Origin of the sequence: Kitasatospora sp. NPDC093550 (assembly GCF_044764985.1) — a bacterium.
Classification (GTDB): Bacteria; Actinomycetota; Actinomycetes; order Streptomycetales; family Streptomycetaceae; genus Kitasatospora.
Genome location: NZ_JBIWJF010000060.1, coordinates 1 through 15,629, shown reverse-complemented (window position 1 = coordinate 15,629; position 15,629 = coordinate 1). Strand labels below are relative to the sequence as shown.

Sequence of the window (15,629 nt, the reverse complement as noted above, 5' to 3'; positions counted from 1 at the left end):
CCCACCAGGACCTCCCCTTCGAGCACCTGGTCGAACTCCTCCAACCCGAACGCGACCTCAGCCGCAACCCCCTCGCCCAGGTCACCTTCCAACTGGTGAACGCGGCCGACCCGGCGATCGAGCTGGCCGGCTGCGAGGTGGAACGGTTCGAGCAGGTCGAGCAGACCAACCGCTTCGACCTGTCGATGGACGTGGTCGACGAGCCGGAGGCGCTCTGGGGCTGGATCAACTACAGCACCGACCTGTTCGACGCCTCGACCATGGAACGGCTGATCGCCCGCTTCCTGCGCGTCCTCGACACCGTCGCCACCGACCCGTCCACACCGGTCAGCGCCCTGCCGCTGCTCGACGCCACCGAACGCCACCAGGTACTGGAAGGCTTCCAACCCGCCGCACTCCCGGTCCGCCCCGAAGCCGCACACCAGCTCTTCGAGCAACACGCCGCCCGGGTCCCGGACTCGACCGCCCTGGTCTTCGGCGAACAACGCTGGACCTTCGCCGAACTCAACACCCGCGCCAACCGCCTCGCCCACCGCCTGATCGCCACCGGCATCGGCCCCGACTCCCGCGTCGCACTCTGCGCCGAACGGCACCCGAACGTCGTCGCCGCCATCCTCGCCGTCTGGAAGGCCGGCGCCGCCTACGTCCCGCTCGACCCCGCCCACCCCGTGGCCCGCCTGGACGACCTGGTCGCCGACGCCGCCCCGGACGTCCTCCTCGTCGACCCCGCCCAAGCCGAACGCCTGGCACCCCACCCGCACACCCTCCTCCTCGACGACACCCACGCCGACGAAAGCGACCACAACCCGAACCTGCCCGTCCACCCCTCCCAACTCGCCTACGTCATCTACACCTCCGGCTCCACCGGCAAGCCCAAGGGCGTCCAGATCGAACACGGCTCGCTGGCCAACCTGATCGCCGCCGAGCGCCCCCGCCCGGCCGGCGACCCGAGTCGCCCGGTGCGCGCCGCGCACACCGCGCCGTTCGGCTTCGACGCCTCCGTGGACCAGCTGTGCTGGCTGCTGAACGGCCACGAGCTGCACCTGGTGCCGGACGAGGTCCGGCGGGACACCCACGCCCTGGCCGCACTCGTCCGGGAGCAGGCGGTCGACGTCCTGAGCGTCACCCCGGCGCAGCTCGAACTGCTGCTCTCGCTGGGTCTGTTCGGCGAGCACGACGGGCACCGCCCCGAGTTCGTCATGGTCGGCGGCGAGGCGATCAGCCCCGCCCTGTGGACGGCCATGCGCGGCACCACCGGCACCCGCTTCTTCAACCTCTACGGGCCCACCGAGTGCACCGTGGACACCACCCTCCACCTGCTGGACACCACCCGGGACCGGCCGAGCATCGGACGCCCGCTGCCCAACACCCGGGTCTACGTCATGGACCGCCACGGCACCCCGGCCCCGCTCGGCGTGCCCGGCGAACTCTGGATCGGCGGCGCCGGCGTCGCCCGCGGCTACTGGAACCGCCCCGAACTCACCGCCCAGCGCTTCACCGAGGACCCGTTCCTCCCCGCCGAACGCGTCTACCGCACCGGCGACCTCGGCCGCTGGAACCCCGACGGCACGCTCGACTTCCACGGCCGCATCGACGACCAGGTGAAGATCCGCGGCCATCGCGTCGAACCCGGGGAGGTCGCGGCCGTGCTCGCCGAACACCCGGGCGTCCGCGAGGCGGCCGTGATCGCACGGTCCGACGACGGACAGCCGGCCCGCCTGCTGGCCTACGCCGTCCCGGCCGCGCGGGGCGCGGACGAGGCGCCGGCCACCACCCGCGACAAGGTGGAGCAGTGGCGCGACGTCTTCCAGACCACCCACGCCGAAGCCGGCACCGCCGACGCCACCTTCGACATCGCGGGGTGGACCAGCAGCTACACCGGCGGCCCGATCCCGGCCGAGGAGATGCGCGACTGGGTGGACGAGACGGTGGCCCGGATCCGCGCGCTGCGGCCGCGGCGGGTCCTGGAGATCGGTGCCGGCACCGGCCTGCTGCTGTGGCGCCTCGCGCCGCAGTGCGAACGGTACGTCGGCACGGACTTCTCCGCCTCGACGCTCGCCGGCCTGGCGGCCCGCCTCGCCGACCGGCCGATCGACGGGGTCGAGCTGGTCCACCGGGAGGCGAACGACCTCACGGGCTTCGAACCCGGCTCGTTCGACTGCGTCGTGGTCAACTCGGTGGTCCAGTACTTCCCGCACGAGGCCTACCTGCGTGAGGTGCTGGCCGGCGCCCGCGCCCTGCTCGCCCCCGGCGGGCGGATCTTCGTCGGCGACGTGCGGCACCTCGGGCTGCTCGACTCCTTCCACCACGGCGTCGCACTGGCCAGGCTGGGTGACGGCTCACCGCGCCGGCTCCACCAGGACTTCCTGCGCCGGCGCGAGCAGGAGGGCGAACTCGTGCTCTCCCCGGCCTGGTTCGAGGAGTTCGCGGCCCAGGAGCGGCTCCCCGGGATCACCGTCGCGCCCAAGGCCGGACGCTTCGACAACGAGCTGTCCCGCTACCGGTACGACGTCGTGCTCTCGACCGACCCCGCCGATGCGGCACGACCGGCCGATCCGGCCGGCGCGACCGACCCGTCCGGGCCGGCGCGACCCGCCGAGGGCTGGCGCGACTGGGTGGCCGAGCGGCTCACCCTGGCCGAGGCCGAGGCGCTGCTGGCCCGCGACGGCCTGCTGCGGCTCACCCGGGTGCCCAACGCGCTGGTCGCCGGGTCCGCCCGCGAGGCGGCGCTGCTGCTCGGCGAGGACGTGGCGCCGGGTGCGACGGTCGAGGCGGTCCGCCCGGTCGACCTCGCCGAGCTCGCCGCCCGGCACGGGCTGGAGGTCGCCCTCAGCTGGCGGGCCGACCACCCGGAGGGCGCCTTCGACGCGGTGCTCGGCGGCGCCCCGGAGGACCGCCGCTTCCCCGCCCCGGAGGCCCGTCCGGCCGCCGGCCGGACGGCCAACGACCCCGTCTCGACGGAGAGTTCGGCCGTCCTCGGGCAGGAGCTGAGGGAGTACCTGGCGGCCCGACTGCCCGAGTACCTCGTCCCGCAGGCGGTGGTCTGCCTCCCGGCCCTGCCGCTGACCGTCAACGGCAAGCTCAAGAAGGACGAGCTGCCGGTCCCGGGCGTCGCGGTCGGCTCGGTGGCACCGAGCACCCCGGTACAGGAACTGCTCGCGACCGTCTGGGGCGAGGTGCTGCACCTCACCGGGGTCGGCGTCCGGGACAACTTCTTCGACCTCGGCGGCAACTCCCTCGTCGCCACCCGCGTCATCGCCCGCGCCGCCCAGGCCGGGATCCGGATCGGACTCCGGGACGTGTTCCAGCACCAGACCATCGAGGAGCTCGCGACGGCCTGCCGGCCCGCGCGGCCCGGAAAGGACGACTGACCGATGTCCGTGGCTTCCCTTGAGACCCCCCGCACCACCGCGGCGTTCACCCGCCTGCGGCTGGAGGCCGCCGAGGCCGACCGGCTGGACGCCGTGGTCGACGAGACCCTGGCGCTCGCCGGGGGCGGCGCCGAGGAGCACCTCGTCACCCTCGCCCGTGACGCGGCCCGGCGCCTGCCCGCCCGACTGCGCTCCACCCTCGACGAGATGCGGCTGTGGGAGCGCCCCGGCGGCCTGCTCGTCAGCGGGTGCCGGGTCGACGACGCGGCCATCGGCCCGACCCCGGCGAGCTGGCGCTCGGCGGACCGGCGGATCCGCGAGGAACTGCTGCTCCTGGTGCTGACCGCGGCGCTCGGCGAGCCGTACGCCTGGTCCACCCAGCAGGCCGGCCGGCTGGTGCACGACATCCTGCCCACCCGCGGCGACGAGCACGTGCAGCTGGGGTCGAGCAGCGCCACCGAGCTGCTCTGGCACACCGAGGACGCCTTCCACGAACTGCGCTGCGACTACCTGGCCCTGCTGTGCCTGCGCAACGACGAGGAGGTCGGCACCACCGTGGCCGTGCCGGACCTGCACGAGCTCTCCGAGGAAACCCGGCGGGTGCTCGCCGAGCCCCGCTTCCACATCCTGCCGGACGACTCGCACCTGAGCGCCCGCAACCCCGGGCACCGGGACACCCCCGGCCTCGCCGACCGCTTCGAGGACGTCGAGCGACGGCTGACCGACCCCACGGCGGTGTCCCTGGTGTTCGGCCCGCCGGACCGGCCGTACCTGCGGATCGACCCGGCCTACATGGCACCGGTGCCCGGCGACGAGCTCGCCGCCCGCGCCCTGGCCGAGGCGTACGAGCTGGTGGAGCGCAGCCTGCGGGACGTCGCCCTGGCCCCCGGCGACGTGCTGGTGCTGGACAACTACCGCGGGGTGCACGGCCGCCGGCCCTTCCGCGCCCGCTACGACGGACGCGACCGCTGGCTCAAGCGGGTCAGCGTCACCCGGGACCTGCGCCGGCAGCGGACGGCCGCCGACTCCTCCACCTCCTGGACGGTGTGAGGTGTACACCACCTTCCGGCGCCCGCTGCTCAACGACCGCAGGCTCGTCTGCCTGCCCCACGCGGGCGGCAGCGCGAACGACTACCGGCACTGGGTCGACGCCGTTCCCGGCGTGGACGTGATCGCCGCCCGGCTGCCCGGCCGGGACAGCCGCTTCGCCGAACCGCCGGCCACCGGCTTCGAGCCGCTGCTCGACCACCTCCACGCCGAGCTCACCCCCTACCTGGGCACGCCGTTCGCCCTGTTCGGCCACAGCATGGGCGGACTGCTCGCCTACGAGCTCGGCCGCCGGCTGGAGGCGGCCGGCCATGCCCCGGACCTGGTCGTCGCCTCGGGCACCGCCGCGCCCCGGGTGCTCTCCGGCCCCCACCCGGTGGCGGAGGTGACCGACGAGGTCCTGCTCGACGAACTGCGCCGGGACGAGGTCGCCCCGCCCGAGGTCCTCGCCAACACCGAACTGATGGCGCTCCTGCTGCCGGTGCTGCGCGCCGACCTCGCCGTCGTCGCCTCGTACCGCGACGACCCGGCGCGCCCGCCGCTGCGCGCCCCGCTGCGGCTGTACCACGGGTGGGACGAAGTGCCCGACCCGGACCGGCTGGTGGCCGACTGGGCCCCGGCCGCGACCGAACCGCCGCGCGCCCACGGCTTCCCCGGAGGCCACTTCTTCGTCCGCACCGCGGCGGACGAGGTGCTCACCCGGCTCACCGAGGACCTGCACGAGAGGACCGCCGTCCGATGACCGCACAGCTGACCGCACAGTCGACCGACCGGCCCACCGACCAGGGCGCCGCCCGGCGGCCCGCCCCGGTCCGGGAGGGCGACTTCCGGGCCCAGGTCCGGGGGTTCCTGGCCTCGCCCGAGGTCCGCGAGGAGATCCGCCGGTTCGGCGAGCTGCCCCCCGGCCGGGAGCCGGGCAACCTGGACGTCTACCGGCGGCTCGGCGAGCGCGGCTGGCTGGCCGTCAACTGGCCGGTCGAGTACGGCGGACTCGGTCTGCGGGCGGTCGACGCGGCGACCGTCGCCGAGGAGCTCGGCCTGGCCGGCGTCCCCGACGTCGCCCACGTGCTCAGCGTCGACATCGTCGGCCTCTTCCTGCTGATGGCCGGCACCGACGAGCAGAAGGCCCGCCACCTGCCGCCGCTCGCCCGCGGCGAGTACCTGGCCACCGTCCTGTACTCGGAGCCCGGCGTCGGCTCCGACCTCGGCTCGCTGCGCACCACCGCCGAGCGGGAGGGCGACCGTTGGCGGATCACCGGGCGCAAGATCTACAGCCAGAAGTCCCAGTTCGCCTCGCACGCCCTGTGCGCGGCCCGCACCGCCGACGGGACCGGCAGCGGCATCACCCTGTTCATGGTGGACCTCACCGCGCCCGGAGTGCGGATCTCCCCGATCTGGAACGCCACCGAGGAGCGGTTCGACGACGTCACCCTGGACGTCCTGGTCGACGACGGCGACCGGGTCGGCCCGCTGCACGCCGGCTTCGCGGTGCTCAACACCTGCCTCGCGCTGGAGCGCACCGGCATCGACTACCAGGCCAAGGTGCGGCGCTGGTTCGACGCCGTCCGGGACACCGCCGAGCGGCTCGGGCTCCTCCGGGACGAGGCGCTGCGCCAGCGGCTGGTGGCACTCGACACCGAGATCCTGGCCGGGCGGCTGCTCGCCTACCAGGCAGTCGACGCGGTGGACGCCGGGGCGGTCGACCCGGTCGTCTCGGCCCGGTCGAAGTGGTTCAACACCGAACTCGCCCGTTCCGTGGTGGAGCTGGCTCTGGACGTCGCCGGGCTGGCCGGCACGGCGACCCGCTGGGACGGCGAGCCCGGCTGGCGGGAGACGGTCGAAGGCATCTACCGCGAGAGCCCCAACCTGCGGCTCTCGGCGGGCACATCGGAGATCATGCTCAAGGTCGTGGCGACCCTGGGCCTGGGCCTGGAGGGCTGACACATGGAGATCGGACAGCTGGAGCAGCTGCTGCGCGCCCGCTTCGCCGGGTTCTTCCCCGAGCACACCCCGCCGCTGGAGGACCACCCGGCCGCGCTGGCCGAAGTGCCGACCGCGGCGCCGCCGGCGGCCACCTGGTCCGCGCTGGCCGAGCGCGGCGCGTTGGTCCTGCCCACCCCGCGCGCCGCCGGCGGCCTCGGCCTGGGCCAGCCCGCCGCCGTGCTGATCGCCGAGCTGATGGGCGCCGCGGCCTTCCCGGCCGGCGCCTACCTGGACACCCTGCTCGGGCTCGACCTGCTCGACCGCTGCCGGCCCTCGGCCGGGCGCAGCCGGCTGCAACGCGAGGTGGTGGAGGGCCGGCGGCGGATCGCGGTGGCGTTCCGCGACGGCAGCGCCGACCGCACGCCGGACACCCTCCCCCGGTGGGCCGAGCTGGCGCAGGAGGCGGACCTGATCCGGTTCGACGCCCGTTTCCCGACCGTCGAGTCGGCCGACCAGGCCGACACCCTGCTGCTGGTCGGCGCGGGCGTGGACGGTGTGCTGCCGCTCGCCGCGGACGACCCGGCCGTCCTGCTGGAGCCGCGCTCCGTGCTCGGCGGGCGCCGGCTCTTCGACGTCGACGCGTGCGGGGCGTCCGTCCCCCGTTCCGACCTGCTGGAGTTCGCCGGCGACCCGGACGGGGTGTGGAGCGAGGTGCTCGGCCGGGCCCGGCTGCGGCAGGCCGCCCACCTGGTCGGCCTGGCGGCCGGGGCCCTGGACGCCGCCGTCGGCTACGCCCGCAACCGGCGCCAGTTCGGCAAGCCGCTCGGCCGCTTCCAGTCCATCTCCTTCCGCCTGGCGGCCGCCACCGCGCGGATCGAGGCCGCCCGGTTGCTCGTCCGCGACACGGCGGTGCGCGCCGAGGGCGGTGAGCCGGTGGCCGCGCCCGCCGCCCGCGCCCTGGCCTTCGCCGCCGAGCTCGGCCGCACCGTGACCGCCGAGGCGCTGCACGTCCACGGCGCCTTCGGAATGACCCTCCAGTCCTCCGCCCAGCGGTACTTCCGCGCCGCGGGCACCGAGAGCGTCTGGCTCGGCGTCGTGCCCGAGCTGCGCAAGCTCGTCCCGGCGTGACCGGTGCGGCCGGCGTGACCGGTGCGGCCGGCGGGGCCCGGGTGGCCGAGGTCGGGCCGGGGTGACCGGCGGGGCCGGGCAGCGGCCCCGCCGAAAGGCACCAGTGTCGGGGCCCGGCCCGCGGCTGTCAGTCCGTATGGTTCCGGGTTCTGCGCCACGCCGGGGGTGGCTACCGTCCCAACCGCTCGATGGCCGGCGGTTCGGACCGGCCGCCGTTCCCGCGTCCCTGGAGGTCACGATGACCGCGCACCACCCCACCCGCAGGAGCATCCTCAAGTCGGCCGGCGGGCTCGGTGCCGCGCTGGCGCTGGGCGCCGCGGGCTCGTTGGCCTCGGCCGGGTCCGCGGCGGCCGCCGACAACGGGTTCGGGCTGACCATCGTGGACCGCAACGAGAGCGATCCGCGGATGTGGTACTACCGCTTCCAGACCGCCGCGATCGGCTGGAACCCCGCCGTGAACGTGCTGCTGCCGGACGACTACCACTGGAGCGGGCGCACCTACCCGGTGCTGTACCTGTTCCACGGCGGCGGCACCGACCAGGACTTCATCACCTTCGACCGGGCCGGGGTCCGCGACTGGACCGCCGGGAAGCCGATCATCGTGGTGATGCCGGACGGCGGCCACGCCGGCTGGTACTCCAACCCGGTCAGCTCCAACGTGGGCCCGCGCAACTGGGAGGAGTTCCACATCAACCAGCTGCTGCCGTGGGTGGAGGCCAACTTCCGCACCTTCGCCGAGTACGACGGCCGCGCGGTCTCCGGCTTCTCGATGGGCGGGTTCGGCGCGCTGAAGTACGCCGCCAAGTACTACGGGCACTTCGCCTCGGTCAGCGCCCACTCCGGCCCGGCCAGCCTGCGCCGGGACGGCGGCCTGGTGGCGCACTGGGCCAACGCCTCCTCCGCCGCGCTGGACCTGGCGGGCGGCACGATCTACGGCGCGCCGTTCTGGGACCAGGCGCGGGTGAGCGCCGACAACCCGGTGGAGCGGATCGAGAGCTACCGCAACAAGCGGGTCTTCCTGGTGGCCGGCACCAGCCCCGACCCGGTCGACTGGTTCAGCCAGGTCAACGAGCCCCAGGTGCTGGCCGGGCAGCGCGAGTTCCGCTCCCTGCTCGACCGGGCCGGCATCCCGCACGAGTCGCACGAGGAGGGCGGCGGCCACATCATCCGGCCCGACCTGATGCGGGCCGACATCGACGGCGTCATCGACCGGCTGCGCAAGGCGTGAGGGGCGCGACGATGGTCCCGTCCCGCCACCGGTGCGCCCCGCGGCTGGCCCTGGCCGCGGTCGCCCTGCTGCTGCCGGCCACCGTGCCGGCCGCCTCCGCCGCGGCCGCCCCGAGCGCCCCCGCGGCCTCTGCCGTCGCGGCCGCGGTCGCCGGGTTCGCGGCGTCCTGCCCGACCTCCGGGTACATCTCCCAGGGCTACACCCCGGAACACAACGGCATCGACATCGCCAACGACTACGGCACCCCGATCTACGCGGTCGGCGACGGCCGGGTGCTGGAGTCCGGTTCGGCGCAGGGCTACGGCCAGTGGATCCGGATCCTGCACCCGGACAGGACCATCACCGAGTACGGGCACATGCAGGAGCGGGACGTGGCCCGCGGCGACCAGGTGACGGCCGGCCAGCTGATCGCGAAGATGGGCGCCGAGGGCGAGTCCAGCGGCCCGCACCTGCACCTGCGGGTCTGGGCCGACGCCGACGCCTCCGTGCGCACCGACCCGATCCCCTACCTCGCGGACCGCGGCGTCACCATGCCCTGCACCCCGGGAACCGGCCCGCGCCCCGCCCCGCCGGTGTATCCGGCGCAGGCGGGGAAGGTGGTGTCGGCGCGGTCGGCGGACGGCCGGCTGGAGGTGTTCGCGGCCGGGGCGAACGGCGTCTCGCACGCCTGGCAGACCGCCGTCAGCGGTGCGTGGTCGGACTGGGAGTCCCTGGGCGGCCCGGGCGGCGCCCAGCTGGCGATCGGCGCGAACGCGGACGGCCGCCTGGAGATGTTCGCCCTCAACGGCAGCACGCTGCAGCACCGTTACCAGCTCCAGCCCTCCGGCGCCTGGTCCGCCTGGGAGACCTTCGGCGGCGGCGGCCACGACCTCGCCGTCGGCGCCAACCAGGACGGCCGCCTCGAAGTCTTCGCCTCCGGCCCCAAGGGCCTCTTCCACCGCTACCAGACCGCCCCCAACAGCGGCTGGGCCGACTGGGAATCCGCCGGCGGCGGCCCCGCCGACAGCACCATCGCCCTCGGCAAAGCCCCCGACGGCCGCCTCGAGGTCTTCGCCCTCAACACCACCACCTTCCAACACCAGTGGCAGACCGCCGTCAACGGCGCCTGGTCCACCTGGGAGACCTTCGGCGGCGGCGGCCACGACCTCACCGTCGACCACAACCAGGACGGCCGCCTCGAAGTCTTCGCCTCCGGCCCCAAGGGCGTCTTCCACAAGTACCAGACCAACCCCACCACCTGGTCCGACTGGGAACCCGCCGGCGGCCCCGCCGACTCCCGACTCACCAGCCAGCCGACCGCCGACGGCCGCGTCGAGGTGTTCGCCATCAACGGCAGCACCGCCCAGCACACCTGGCAGGGCAACCTGAACGCCCCGTACGGCCCGTGGGACACCTTCGGCGGCGGCGGCACCGAGATCGTCGCCACCGCCAACGCCGACGGCCGCATCGAGGTCTTCGGCACCAGCACCGCCGGCGTCTACCACAAGTGGCAGACCGGATTCGCCACCTGGTCCGACTGGGCCTGGCTCAACACCACCGCCGGACCCGCCGTCAGTTGAGGAGACGTCAGTTGAGGAGCCTTCCCGTGACCACCGCGCGACGCACCCGCCGGGCACCGCACCGCGCCCCGCTGGCCGCGCTCGTCTCGCTGGGCGTGGCGGCGGCGGGCCTGGTGGCCGGCGCCACGCCCGCGCCGGCCGCCACCGGCATCGACCTGTGTGCCGAGGTCGGCTACAACGCGGGCTTCCGGGGCGACGCCCTGGTGATCGCGATCGCCGTCGGCATGGCCGAGTCCAGCTGCAACCCGCTGGCGTCCAACGTCCAGAACAACACCCCGCCGTCCCGCGACCGAGGCCTGTGGGAGATCAACGACTACTGGCACCCCGAGGTCTCCGACGCCTGCGCCTACGACGCCCAGTGCAACGCCAACGAGACCTTCCGCATCTCCAACGGCGGCACCAACTGGCAGCCGTGGTCGACCTACAACGAGCGCGCGCACGTGCGGTACCTGGACGCGGCGCGGGCCGCCGCGGACCGCCTCGGCCACCACGATCCCGGACCGGCCCCGCTGGTGTATCCGGCGCAGGCGGGGAAGGTGGTGTCGGCGCGGTCGGCGGACGGCCGGCTGGAGGTGTTCGCGGCCGGGGCGAACGGCGTCTCGCACGCCTGGCAGACCGCCGTCAGCGGTGCGTGGTCGGACTGGGAGTCCCTGGGCGGCCCGGGCGGCGCCCAGCTGGCGATCGGCGCGAACGCGGACGGCCGCCTGGAGATGTTCGCCCTCAACGGCAGCACGCTGCAGCACCGTTACCAGCTCCAGCCCTCCGGCGCCTGGTCCGCCTGGGAGACCTTCGGCGGCGGCGGCCACGACCTCGCCGTCGGCGCCAACCAGGACGGCCGCCTCGAAGTCTTCGCCTCCGGCCCCAAGGGCCTCTTCCACCGCTACCAGACCGCCCCCAACAGCGGCTGGGCCGACTGGGAATCCGCCGGCGGCGGCCCCGCCGACAGCACCATCGCCCTCGGCAAAGCCCCCGACGGCCGCCTCGAGGTCTTCGCCCTCAACACCACCACCTTCCAACACCAGTGGCAGACCGCCGTCAACGGCGCCTGGTCCACCTGGGAGACCTTCGGCGGCGGCGGCCACGACCTCACCGTCGACCACAACCAGGACGGCCGCCTCGAAGTCTTCGCCTCCGGCCCCAAGGGCGTCTTCCACAAGTACCAGACCAACCCCACCACCTGGTCCGACTGGGAACCCGCCGGCGGCCCCGCCGACTCCCGACTCACCAGCCAGCCGACCGCCGACGGCCGCGTCGAGGTGTTCGCCATCAACGGCAGCACCGCCCAGCACACCTGGCAGGGCAACCTGAACGCCCCGTACGGCCCGTGGGACACCTTCGGCGGCGGCGGCACCGAGATCGTCGCCACCGCCAACGCCGACGGCCGCATCGAGGTCTTCGGCACCAGCACCGCCGGCGTCTACCACAAGTGGCAGACCGGATTCGCCACCTGGTCCGACTGGGCCTGGCTCAACACCACCGCCGGACCCGCCGTCAACTGAGGCCCTCCGCGGGCCTGCTGCGGACCGGGCCCGTGAGCGGAAGCCCTCGTGCTCCCGCTCACGGGCCGTTCCGGCCCCGACCCGACCGCACCCGATCGAACCCGACTCGACCCGACCGCACCCGACCGCTCACTGCGCGTACCCGCATGATCGACCAGCCGTCACGTGGCCTGTGCCACCATACGGTTTATTGTCATGCGCAAAGCGGTAATGTGGCTCCGACCGGCAACGGTCGGCACACGGAACGGGGAGCGGGGGAGCGGTGCGCGGGACGGAGGAGCGGTGAGCGGGATTCTCGTCCACCTGCCGGAGGGGAACGGCGACGACGCGGTCACCTTGCGGCTCGGTCCGGGAGAGCGGGCGCGGTTCGGCCGCGGCTCGGCCGCCGCGCCGGTGGAACTCCGGCTCGGCGACGCGTCGGTCTCCCGGCTGGCCGGCGAGATCCACGCGATCGACGACCACTGGCAGCTGAGCAACCTCAGCAGCACCCACGCCTACCTGGTGGAGAACCCGGAGGGCGCCGGGGAGTACCTGCGGGTGCCGCCGCGGCGGATCGGCGCACCGATCCCGTTCGAGTTCTCCCGGGTGGTGCTGCCCTCGCGGCGCGAAACCCCGTTGTCCTTCCAGGTGTTCGCGCCCGACCACGTCTTCCTGGACCCGCACGCCCGCGGCGCCGGCTCCTGGGAGAGCCGCACCATGACGGCGTACTCGCTGGACGAGACCGCCACCTACTTCCTGGTCCTGGTCGCGCTCTGCGAACCCTGGCTGCGCGACCACTCCCCCGCCGCCGTGCCCACCACCCCCCAGGTGGTCGCCCGGCTGCGCGGCCACCCGGCCTGCGCCCGGCTCACCGCCCGCGCGGTCAGCTCGCACCTCGACTACCTCGCCGACGAGAAGCTCCGCATCGACGTGCCCGACGGCGCGGCCCGCGCGGACCGCCGCAGCGGGAAGCGCGAGGCCGTGGTGGGGCTCGCCCTGAAGTTCGGCATCGTCCGCGAGGAGCACCTCGCGCTCCTGCCCCGCCCGGAAACCGCCGGGACCGGCCGGTAGGAAGGGGCGTCGACGGTGAACGACCTGGCTTTCTGCGAGGACGACGAGGCCCTGCTGCCGCCCGGCCACCGGGTCGGCGAGTGGACCGTCACCGGGCCGATCGGCGAGGGCGGCTGGGCGACGGTCTACGCCGCCCGCCGGGCCGCGCCCGCCACCGGCCCGGGCGGTCCGGGCGGTCCGGGTGATCCGGGTGATCCGGGCGGTTGCGACCGGAGGAGCGGCGACGGCGGCTTGGACGACACGGTCGCCCTCAAGGTGCTGCCGACCGCCGGGCTCGCCCCCCGCCAGGCCCGCCACATCGCCGAAGCCGCCCGCCGCGAGGCCGAGTTGGCCCGTACCGCCCCGCACCCCCGGCTGGTCCGGCTGCTCGGCACCCTGCCCCTCGCCGCCCCCGACCACCCCGCGCTCGACGGCGCGATCGTCCTGGTCATGGAGCGCGCCCAGGGCACCCTGCGCGACCTGCTCGCCACCGGCGTCGACGAGGCCCGGGCCGGCCGGATCGTCGCCGGCATCTGCGAGGGCCTGGCCCACCTGCACCGCTCCGGCTGGGTCCACACCGACCTCAAGCCGGAGAACGTGCTGATCGGCCGGGACGGCGAGGTCCGCCTCTCCGACTTCGGCCTCGCCATCGAACTCACCGGCACCCACGGCCACTGCGCCCCCATGGGCACCCCCGACTACCTGCCGCCGGAGCGCTGGAAGGAGCCGCTCGGCGAACAGGGCGTCAAGATCCGTCCCACCGCCGACATCTGGGCGCTCGGCATCGTGATCCACGAGGTGTTCGCCGCCGGTGTCCCGCCCTTCCCCGGCGCCACCCCCACCGCCCGCAGCGCCGCCGTCCAGCAGTACGCCGAGGGCCGCGCCGAGCTGCGGCTGTCCCCCGCCCTCCCGCCGTTCTGGCGCGCCCTCGTCGCCGACTGCCTCGCCCCCACCCATGCCGCCCGCGCCCCGCACACCGCCGAGAGCCTGCTCGCCCGCATCCGCGCCCACCAGTCCGGCCGCTCCCACCAGCCCGGCCGCACGCTCCGCACCCCCCGCCCGGCCCTCCGCCGAGGGCCCCGCCGGCCGCGGCCGCGCGCCGCCCTGCTCACCCTCGCCGGCTGTGCCACCGCCGTCGCCGCCGCCACGGCGGCCGCGCTCTGGCCGAGCCCCGGCCCGGCCGCACACCCCGCCCGCGTCCGGGTGTTCAACGCCGAACGCGGCTGCCAGGACCGCACCGACCGCGACCCCCGGTGCAGCCTCGGTCTCGCCGTCGACCCGCTGCGCCCCTACACGGCCGAGAACGTCGTCCCCGTCCGGGTCTGGCACGACGACACCCTCGACGCCGACTGCCAACTCCCGACCGGTCTGCCGATCATCGACGAGGAGGACCGCACCTCCACCCTCTGGTACCGCGTCCACCTCCCCGACCGCACCACCGCCTGGCTCCCCGCCGTCCGCACCAGGGACCGCCCGGAGCTCGTCCGCTGTCCCTGAGCCCGGCCCGGCCCTTGCCCGGACGTGCTCACCGGGGCGCCGCCCTCCGGATGTTTCCGGATTCACCGCCCCGCGCGCCCCCGGTTAGCGTGGCGACGGCGTCCGCCGGAGCGGCCGGCCGGCCCGGAGTCCAGGGAGCAGCGATGCCCGTCACCGCCACCACCAGCCGCCCGAGCGCCGCCGGGCTCGGGCGCCAGGAGCGCGAGGTGCTCCACGCGGTCGGCTGCGGGCTGAGGGACGACGAGATCGCCGCCGCGCTCGCCCTCCCCGAGGAGGCCGTGGCCGGGGTGCTGGCGCGGATCCTCGGGCAGCTCGGGCTGCGCGACCGGGCCGCCGCCATCGTCCACGCCTTCGACTGCGGTCTGGTCGCACCCGGGCGCGGCCCGCGCACCCGGGCGGTGCGCCCGCTGCCGCGCGGCGCCGGCTGTCGGCCGGCCGGGCCGAAGGTGCAGATCTCCGTCCTGGGACCGCTGCGCGCCTGGCAGGACGGACGGCCGCTGGACCTGGGCCACCTGCGCCAGCGGGCCGTCCTGGCGGCGCTGGCGCTGCGGGCGGGACGCACCGTCAGCCGGCAGGAGCTGCTGGACGGGGTGTGGGGGGCGGAGCCGCCGGTCACCAACGTGGTGCCGGTCCACATCTACCGGCTGCGCAAGAGCCTGCGGATCGGGGACAGCCCGGACTCGGTGATCGAGCACGACCGGTGCGGCTACCGGCTCGCTCCCGGCGCGGCCGACGTGGACCTGGCCCGGATGGAGCGGCTGGTCACCGACGCCGGTGCGGCCCATCGGGCGGGCGACCCGGCCGAGGCGGTCCGGCTCTGCTCCCGGGCGCTCGGCCTCTTCCGCGGGGAGCTGCTGGCCGGCCTGCCCGGCCCGCTCGCCGAACTGGAGCGGCTGCGCCTGACCGAACGCCGGATCGCCGTCGCCCAGCGGAAGCTGGAGTGGCAGCTGCTGCTGGGCCAGGACGCCGAGGCGGCCGCCGAGTTGTTCGCGCTGTCCGCGGAGCACCCCCTGAACGAGCCGGTGGCCGCGCTGCTGATGCGCGCGCTGTACCGGGGCGGCCGGCAGGCCGACGCACTGGCCGTGTACGACCGCACCCGGCGCCGGCTGGCCGAGGACCTGGGGGTGCCGCCGAGCCGGCTGCTGCGGCGCACCTGCCGGCTGATCCTGAGCGGCGACGAGGCCGGGCTCGGCCTCGCCGGAGCCGCCCGCTGAGGCGGACGGGCGCGGCGGGGCCCCCCGGGGGGGGGGCCGCGGGGGCGGGGGGGGGGGGCCCCGGGGCCCGGGGGGGGGGGCCGCGGCCCCCCCCCCCCCCCGGGCCCGGGCCCCAACCCCCCCGAAAGACTTAT

11 protein-coding genes are annotated in these 15,629 nt (G+C 75.2%); all 11 read left to right on the top strand.

Features of this window, described 5'->3' with window-relative positions:
- On the top strand, window positions 1-3,371 hold a 3,371-nt coding region (locus tag ACIRD3_RS40010), incomplete at its 5' end, for an amino acid adenylation domain-containing protein (protein ID WP_402226979.1).
- A gap of 3 nt (window positions 3,372-3,374) precedes the next feature.
- Window positions 3,375-4,421 (top strand): guanitoxin biosynthesis L-enduracididine beta-hydroxylase GntD, encoded by a 1,047-nt coding sequence (gene gntD / locus ACIRD3_RS40005; protein WP_402226977.1) that lies wholly within the window; start codon window positions 3,375-3,377, stop codon window positions 4,419-4,421.
- Window position 4,422: 1 nt separating this feature from the next.
- Window positions 4,423-5,160 (top strand): thioesterase II family protein, encoded by a 738-nt coding sequence (locus ACIRD3_RS40000; protein WP_402226975.1) that lies wholly within the window; start codon window positions 4,423-4,425, stop codon window positions 5,158-5,160.
- Window positions 5,157-6,359, top strand: a complete 1,203-nt coding sequence (locus tag ACIRD3_RS39995) for an acyl-CoA dehydrogenase family protein (protein WP_402226973.1) — start codon at window positions 5,157-5,159, stop codon at window positions 6,357-6,359. Before ACIRD3_RS40000 ends, ACIRD3_RS39995 begins: the two co-directional genes overlap by 4 nt.
- Before the next feature lie 3 nt (window positions 6,360-6,362).
- On the top strand, window positions 6,363-7,469 hold the full coding sequence (locus ACIRD3_RS39990) for an acyl-CoA dehydrogenase family protein (protein ID WP_402226970.1): 1,107 nt from the start codon (window positions 6,363-6,365) through the stop codon (window positions 7,467-7,469).
- Between the two features lie 238 nt (window positions 7,470-7,707).
- Window positions 7,708-8,697, top strand: a complete 990-nt coding sequence (locus ACIRD3_RS39985) for an alpha/beta hydrolase (protein ID WP_402226968.1) — start codon at window positions 7,708-7,710, stop codon at window positions 8,695-8,697.
- A gap of 11 nt (window positions 8,698-8,708) precedes the next feature.
- Window positions 8,709-10,256, top strand: coding sequence for a peptidoglycan DD-metalloendopeptidase family protein (locus ACIRD3_RS39980; protein WP_402226966.1), 1,548 nt, complete (start codon window positions 8,709-8,711; stop codon window positions 10,254-10,256).
- A gap of 26 nt (window positions 10,257-10,282) precedes the next feature.
- The gene (locus ACIRD3_RS39975) at window positions 10,283-11,755 is read left to right on the top strand and encodes a hypothetical protein (protein ID WP_402226964.1); all 1,473 of its coding nucleotides are present in this window, start codon (window positions 10,283-10,285) and stop codon (window positions 11,753-11,755) included.
- A 282-nt stretch (window positions 11,756-12,037) separates the two neighbouring features.
- Window positions 12,038-12,805 (top strand): serine/threonine protein kinase, encoded by a 768-nt coding sequence (locus ACIRD3_RS39970; protein ID WP_402226961.1) that lies wholly within the window; start codon window positions 12,038-12,040, stop codon window positions 12,803-12,805.
- A 15-nt stretch (window positions 12,806-12,820) separates the two neighbouring features.
- On the top strand, window positions 12,821-14,281 hold the full coding sequence (locus ACIRD3_RS39965) for a serine/threonine-protein kinase (protein WP_402226959.1): 1,461 nt from the start codon (window positions 12,821-12,823) through the stop codon (window positions 14,279-14,281).
- 143 nt (window positions 14,282-14,424) lie between these two features.
- Window positions 14,425-15,495, top strand: a complete 1,071-nt coding sequence (locus ACIRD3_RS39960) for a BTAD domain-containing putative transcriptional regulator (RefSeq protein ID WP_402226956.1) — start codon at window positions 14,425-14,427, stop codon at window positions 15,493-15,495.
- Window positions 15,496-15,629: the final 134 nt, after the last annotated feature.

Excerpts from the sequence above, each read along its gene's own strand:
- gntD (WP_402226977.1), top strand. The coding sequence starts at position 3,375 with ATGTCCGTGGCTTCCCTTGAGACCCCCCGCACCACCGCGGCGTTCACC.
- ACIRD3_RS39995 (WP_402226973.1), top strand. The coding sequence starts at position 5,157 with ATGACCGCACAGCTGACCGCACAGTCGACCGACCGGCCCACCGACCAG.
- ACIRD3_RS39990 (WP_402226970.1), top strand. The coding sequence starts at position 6,363 with ATGGAGATCGGACAGCTGGAGCAGCTGCTGCGCGCCCGCTTCGCCGGG.
- ACIRD3_RS39985 (WP_402226968.1), top strand. The coding sequence starts at position 7,708 with ATGACCGCGCACCACCCCACCCGCAGGAGCATCCTCAAGTCGGCCGGC.
- ACIRD3_RS39980 (WP_402226966.1), top strand. The coding sequence starts at position 8,709 with ATGGTCCCGTCCCGCCACCGGTGCGCCCCGCGGCTGGCCCTGGCCGCG.
- ACIRD3_RS39960 (WP_402226956.1), top strand. The coding sequence starts at position 14,425 with ATGCCCGTCACCGCCACCACCAGCCGCCCGAGCGCCGCCGGGCTCGGG.